6 protein-coding genes are annotated in these 6,633 nt (G+C 66.2%); 5 read left to right on the forward strand and 1 reads right to left on the reverse strand.

Annotation, left to right across the window (positions count from 1 at the left end):
• From A5634_RS17555 to A5634_RS17570, 4 genes are all read left to right on the forward strand, one after another.
• Nucleotides 1–968, forward strand: a 968-nt coding sequence (locus tag A5634_RS17555; RefSeq protein WP_216638747.1) for a pentapeptide repeat-containing protein, incomplete at its 5' end; no start/stop codon positions are given.
• 79 nt (nt 969–1,047) lie between these two features.
• A complete protein-coding gene (locus A5634_RS17560; protein ID WP_065145310.1) occupies nt 1,048–2,418 on the forward strand; it encodes a hypothetical protein in 1,371 nt (456 codons plus the stop codon).
• A gap of 46 nt (nt 2,419–2,464) precedes the next feature.
• On the forward strand, nt 2,465–3,550 hold the full coding sequence (locus tag A5634_RS17565) for a methyltransferase (protein ID WP_065145311.1): 1,086 nt from the start codon (nt 2,465–2,467) through the stop codon (nt 3,548–3,550).
• Nucleotides 3,551–3,718: 168 nt separating this feature from the next.
• Nucleotides 3,719–4,132: a hypothetical protein gene (locus A5634_RS17570; protein ID WP_065145312.1), complete on the forward strand. Its 414-nt coding sequence runs from the start codon at nt 3,719–3,721 to the stop codon at nt 4,130–4,132.
• 69 nt (nt 4,133–4,201) lie between these two features.
• Here A5634_RS17570 and coaA read toward each other — a convergent pair whose 3' ends face one another.
• Entirely contained in the window at nt 4,202–5,143 is a 942-nt protein-coding gene (gene coaA, locus A5634_RS17575) for a type I pantothenate kinase (RefSeq protein WP_065145313.1), read from the reverse strand.
• A 134-nt stretch (nt 5,144–5,277) separates the two neighbouring features.
• Here coaA and glyA point away from each other — a divergent pair, with 134 nt between their 5' ends.
• A complete protein-coding gene (glyA, locus tag A5634_RS17580) occupies nt 5,278–6,558 on the forward strand; it encodes a serine hydroxymethyltransferase (RefSeq protein ID WP_065145314.1) in 1,281 nt (426 codons plus the stop codon).
• Nucleotides 6,559–6,633: the final 75 nt, after the last annotated feature.

A 6,633-nucleotide genomic window follows, 5' to 3' on the forward strand; every position in this document is an offset into this window, starting at 1 on the left:
ATGCCGGTGACTACAACACCGGTATCGGCAACACCAGCATCGCCAACACCGGTATCGGCAACACCGGCAGCTACAACACCGGCATCGGTAACACCGGCAGCGGCAACACGGGAAGTTTCAACGTCGGCAGCTTCAACACCGGTGATGCCAACGCGGGCGATCGCAACACCGGAAGCTTCAACGGCGGCAGCATCAACACCGGCTTCGCCAACGCCGGTGACCTCAACACCGGTTCTTTTAACACCGGCAGCCGAAACCTCGGCTCGTTCAACCTGGCCGACGGCCAAGGCGTGGACGGAATCACCATCCCGCTCAACTTCCCGGCAGTTCCGATCGACCTCGTGGCGGGTGCCAACGTGGCGATACCGGTCACTGGTTTTTTCCACCCGATCACCATCGGACCGATCCCTCAGTTCAACATCCCGGTCGACGTGACCGTCAACTTTGTTGCGAATGTCAATGTCGCCGGAACCCTGCGATCCCCAGTGATAAGCCCCATCGTCGTCAACCCCATCGTCCTGAAGGACCTCGTGGTCGGAGCGAACATAGTCATACCGTTCCAGACGACAGTGCTCGGCCAACTCAGCCTGACAGTGCCGGGGCTGCTCGGTATCGGGAACTCGTCGGGGTCGTTGTCGTCAGGCTACTTCAACGGAAGTTCCAGCGGCACTTCTGGTTTCTTCAACTCCAGCGACCTGAGTTCGGGCTTCGCCAACGCCAACGGGGCGCTGACCTCGGGCTGGTACAACTCCGGTTCGTTGCTGTCGGGCTTCCAGAACCTCGGCAACGCCATCTCCGGTATCGCCAACACCAGCACGCTGGCCGCCAACACCTCGGCCCTGATCTCCGGCGTCGGCAACATCGGCAGCCAGGTCTCCGGCTTCTTGAACGGCCAGATGCCTGCGCTGCAGGCGGCACTGGCGGCCCTTTCCCCGATCCAGGCGAACCTCGTCACCACGACCACATAGCGCATAGGCCGTTGGCGCATGGCCCCGTACCTCGATGTCGAATAGCCACCCTCGACTAGCCGCGTGACAGACTGGATCCATGGCTGCGCTGTCGGCGGTGGTGTTCACGCTGAGCGGTTGGCTCGGGCTGTATCTGCTGGCCCGCGATCCGCGGAAGCCGGTGCTGGTACTGGCCTCGATCGGGTTGTGCGGGTTCGCCTTGGTGGTGGCCCTGGACGCCGTTCGCAACACCAGCGGAGCGCATGCCCAGCTGCTTAGCCAGGTTGAGGTCTACCTGGTCGCGGTGCCCAGCGTGGCGTGGTTCGCGGTGCTCGCCGAGTTGGCCCGACCATGCGACAGTTCCCGGGGCAGAACCCGCGAGTTACTGCTCATCGCCGGGGTGGCCGCGTTGACGTTGTTAGCCGCGGCGGTCGCGGGCAATGTCGACGGGCCGCTGCGGCTGGGCCATTGGCTGATGTTCGCGGTGATCTCGGTGTCCACGCTGGGTGCGATGGCCGTGACGGTACTGAGATCGGCGCGCCCAACGCCGGTCACTGGCGTGGTGGTAGTCGCGACACTGTTCTTCGCGCTGGCCAACGCAATCCTGATCATTCCGTTGGGGTTGGTCCCGAGCTGGCTGGCGCTGGCGTCGACGGGGTTCGACGTCTTGCTGCTGGGCGTTGCGGTGGCGGTGTGGGATGCCTTCGACGAAGGGCAGGCCCTGCGTGCCGACATGCTGCGCTCGTTCGCCGGTTGCACGACGGTGGCGGCCCTGTTCGGTGGCCAGGCGTTGATCGGTCTGGCGGTTACCCGGACCGAACCGGGCGCGCAAACCGCGCTGACGGTGCTGCTGTTCACCAGCCTGGCGATCGCGATCACGGTGCAGGTGCTGGCCGATCCGCTGGCCGGGGTCCTGGACCGGCTGGCCTTCAGCCGATCACCGGAGCTACGGGCGAACCGTGCGGCGCTGCGCGACGCCGGGGCGGCGCTGCCGTTACGGTCCCAAGACCCCCTGGACGACATCGACGACGACACATTCGTCCGGCTCACCCGTCGAGCGCTGGGGCACTACGGCGACCTGACCAAACTGGTCGCCAGCCCGCTCACCGCGTTGCCGGTGATCGACGAGCGACTGGCGGCCCGCGGCGCTCCCGACCACCCGGTGGAGCGGGCCAACGAACTCAAGGCGGTGCTCGCCGACGGCATCGGCCGGCTCAAGCCGCGCGACGGCAGCGATTTCGGCACCACCGAACAATGGCGCTACTACAACTCGCTGTACTTCCCGTATGTCGTCGGCGTACGGGCCTACGCGCAGAACGCCACCGCCGCCGGGCTGGATCCGACCGCCCGGCAAGCATGGCAGTGGCTGGTCACCGAGGTGCCGCAGCGCTCGCTGCATAATTGGCAGAACGCGGCGGCCCGGTTGATCGCCGCGGATCTGCGTGGCCGGGTTACTGTTTCGGCCGACTAGCGACCCAGCGCGGCCAACGCCGCCCACCCAAATTCGGAGACATCAAATGCCGACCAAGGCTCCGCCCGTCCCATTCGTGCGCGCAATTGACACCGCGCGGCACTATCTGGCCCGACTGCATCAGCGCCTGGTGCCGCCACCGGTCGCGATGATGGAAATGATCTCGAACGCGTGGGTGTCGCAGGCCATCGTCGCAGCGGCGGAACTCGGCATCGCTGACGCGCTTGCCGACGGACCGTTGTCGGCCCAGGAGTTGGCCACTGCCGTCAACGCCGATGCCGACGCGATCAGTCGCCTGCTCCGGGCGCTGATCGGTAGGGGCATCTTCCGGCAACGCCGCGACGGCCGTTATGACCTCACGCCACTGGCCAGCACCCTGCGCCGGGACGCGGAGATACCGCTGATCGGGTGGGCCCGATGGTTGGGTTCGCGCCAGCACCGCGAGCATTGGAGCCATCTGACCGACGCCGTCCGTACCGGGCAGTCCGTCGTCGCCCCGCTGCGCGACAAACCGATGTTCGAATACCTGGCATCCGAGCCCGAACTCGGCGAGATTTTCAACCAGGCCATGACGGGCGGGTCCGCGCTGTCGATCGGTCCCGTGGTGGCGGCCTACGACTTCGCTCCGTTCGCCACCATCGTCGACGTCGGCGGCGGTCACGGCCGACTGTTGGCGGAGATCCTTCTCGCCACACCCGGCGCACGCGGCGTGCTGTTCGACCAACCTCAGGTGGTAGCGGGCGCGCCGAGTGTGCTTTCCGAACTGGGTATAGCCGACCGCGTCCAGATCGCCGAGGGCTCGTTCTTTGATTCCGTGCCCTCCGGCGGTGATGCCTACATTCTCAAGAGCGTGATCCACGACTGGCCTGACGACGAAGCGGTGCGCATCCTGCGCAACGTGCGGGACGCCGCGGAAGTAGGCAGTCACCTGCTGCTGGTCGAGTTCGTGGTCCCCGAGCACGATCGGGAGTATGTGGGCAACTGGTTGGACCTGGAAATGCTGCTCGCGCTCGATGCGCGCGAACGCAGCGCGGCCGAATACGAGCAGATCTTCACCCGCGCCGGCTATCGGATGACCAGGGTGGTCCAGACCGCCTCGCCGTTCAGTGTGCTCGAAGCCCGGGCCGTCTGAGCCCAATCGGGAATACCGGGGCGAATTCGCTGGTCATTGATCCCATGGCAGTAATTGGCAGTGCCATGGGTCGATCTGGCAGTGCATCGACGGCACTGTCAAACGTGTTCGACCCGAACCACGGAGCCCTCGAAACCGGCCTCCCAAAACAGCCCAAGGAGTACCAAAATGACCGCAGTATCCGGCGTGACGCCCCGCCCCCTGTCCGACTCGACTGACTCGCTGCTGCGTTTCGCAATGCGCGCCGACGCCACCTTGACGGGTCTGCTGGGGCTGGCCGTGGCCGTTGACGCCGACCCCGCAGCGCGGCTGACCGGGCTGGCATCCGGCGAGGTGTACAGCCTGGGGGCATTCTTCGTGCTCTACGGACTGGCCGTGTTCAGCCTCGCCGCGTTGCCGAACCTGCGTCGCGCGGGAATCGGCGTCGTCGCGGCCAACCTCGTCTACACCGTCGCAGCCGTCATCGCGGCAGTGTTGGTGCCCATGACGACGTTCGGGGTCGCAGCGACGCTGGCCTCGGGTGTGTACACCGCGGTGTTCGCCGGCCTGCAATACCTGGGAGTGCGCCGCCTAGCGGCGTAACGCCCCTTCCCGCCAAGCGGGGTTGCCACCGCCCGAGCGTTGCGGTGCGCAACCCCGCTCGGCCCAGTTCTAGAGCTTGCGCAACCGGAGCCGGTTAATCGAGTGATTGGCGTCCTTGCGCAGCACCAGGGTTGCCCGTGGCCGGGTCGGCAGGATGTTCTCCACCAGGTTGGGCCGGTTGATCGAGCGCCAAATCTCCTTGGCCGCGACGACGGCCTGCGGGTCGGACAGCGCCGAATAGTGGTGGAAGTGGGATTCGGGGTTGGCGAACGAGGTACTTCGCATCGCCAGAAATCGCGACACATACCACTGCTCGATGTCCTCGATTCGCGCATCCACATACAGCGAAAAGTCGAACAGGTCCGACACCATCAGGGTCGGGCCGGTTTGCAGGACGTTGAGGCCTTCGAGGATCAGGATGTCGGGATGACGAACCACATGCTTGGCGCCCGGAATGATGTCGTAACGCAGGTGGGAATACACCGGCGCGCACGCGTACTCCGAGCCCGACTTCACCGACGTGACAAAGCGCATCAGTGAACGACGGTTGTAGCTCTCGGGAAAACCCTTGCGGTGCATCAGGTTTCGCCGGTTCAATTCGGCGTTCGGGTACAGGAATCCGTCGGTGGTCACCAGGTCGACGCGGGGATGGTGATCCCAGCGGGCCAGTAGAGCTTGCAGCACACGCGCGGTGGTCGATTTGCCGACGGCCACGCTTCCGGCCACGCCGATGATGAACGGGACCGGCCGATCCGGGTTTTGCTGCGGCTCGCCGAGGAACTCGGCGGTGGCGGCGAACAACCGCTGCCGGGCGGCGACCTGGAGGTGGATGAGCCGAGCCAACGGCAGGTAGACCTCTTCGACCTCAAGCAGGTCGATCTGTTCGCCGAGACCGCGCAGCCCGATCAGTTCTTCTTCGGTGAGGGCCAACGGCGTCGCCATACGCAGGGCGCGCCATTGCTTCCGGTCGAACTCCACATAGGGGCTCGGCTCGCTCGGCCGCGGCGGCATTGTGCCAGTCTCTCAGGAACGCTGGCGGACCTTACGGTGGGCCTGCCAAAACGGTTCTTCAGCTCTGCAATCGCGCGCTCGATAGACTGACCCCCGTGACTGCCGCACCTGACGCCCGCATCTCTTCCGCTGTTATGTCTGCTCCGCTCGCCGAGGTCGACCCCGATATAGCGGAGCTGCTGGGCAAGGAACTCGGGCGCCAACGCGACACCCTCGAGATGATCGCCTCGGAGAACTTCGTACCGCGCTCGGTGCTGCAGGCCCAGGGCAGCGTGCTGACGAACAAGTACGCCGAAGGGCTGCCCGGTCGGCGGTACTACGGCGGCTGCGAGCACGTCGACGTGGTGGAGAACATCGCGCGGGATCGGGCCAAGGCACTGTTCGGCGCCGACTTCGCCAACGTGCAGCCGCACTCGGGCGCCCAGGCGAACGCCGCTGTCCTGCACGCCCTGATGTCGCCGGGTGAACGTCTGCTGGGCTTGGATCTGGCCAACGGCGGGCACCTGACCCACGGGATGCGGCTGAACTTCTCCGGCAAGTTGTACGAGAACGCGTTTTATGGCGTCGACCCGACGACGCACCGGGTCGACATGGACGTGGTGCGGGCCCAGGCGCTCGAGTTCCGGCCGAAGGTGATCATCGCCGGCTGGTCGGCCTATCCGCGGATCCTCGACTTCGCCGCGTTCCGCTCCATCGCCGACGAGGTCGACGCCAAGTTGTGGGTCGACATGGCGCACTTCGCCGGTCTGGTCGCCGCAGGGCTGCACCCGTCGCCGGTGCCGCACGCCGACGTGGTGTCCACCACAATCCACAAGACGCTCGGTGGCGGGCGCTCCGGGATGATCGTGGGCAAGCAGGAGTACGCCAAGGCGATCAATTCGGCGGTGTTTCCCGGCCAGCAGGGCGGGCCGTTGATGCACATCATCGCCGGCAAGGCGGTGGCGTTGAAGATCGCCGGCACACCGGAATTCGCCGAACGCCAGCAGCGCACGGTGACCGGCGCGCGCATCCTCGCCGAGCGTCTGCTGGGCGACGACGTCGCCAAGGCTGGGGTCTCGGTGGTCAGTGGCGGCACCGACGTTCACCTGGTTTTGGTTGACCTGCGCAACTCGCCCCTGGACGGTCAAGCCGCCGAAGACCTGCTGCACGAAGTCGGAATCACGGTGAACCGCAACGCCGTGCCGAACGACCCCCGCCCGCCGATGGTCACCTCGGGTCTGCGCATCGGGACGCCGGCGCTGGCGACCCGCGGGTTCGGCGACGCGGAATTCGCCGAGGTCGCCGACGTCATTGCCGCCGCTCTGGCCGCCGGCCCGTCGGCCGACGTGTCCGGATTGCGGGACCGGGTGACGCGGTTGGCCCGCGAGTTTCCGCTGTACGAGGGCCTGGAGGACTGGAACCTCGTCGGCCGCTAAGGTTCACCCCCCTGGCGCGGGGGGCCGACAGACAACCGAACACCCGGGAGAGAAAGAGCCCGAAGGAGGAGGGAT

Source organism: Mycobacterium asiaticum, assembly GCF_001673365.1.
GTDB lineage: Bacteria > Actinomycetota > Actinomycetes > Mycobacteriales > Mycobacteriaceae > Mycobacterium > Mycobacterium asiaticum_A.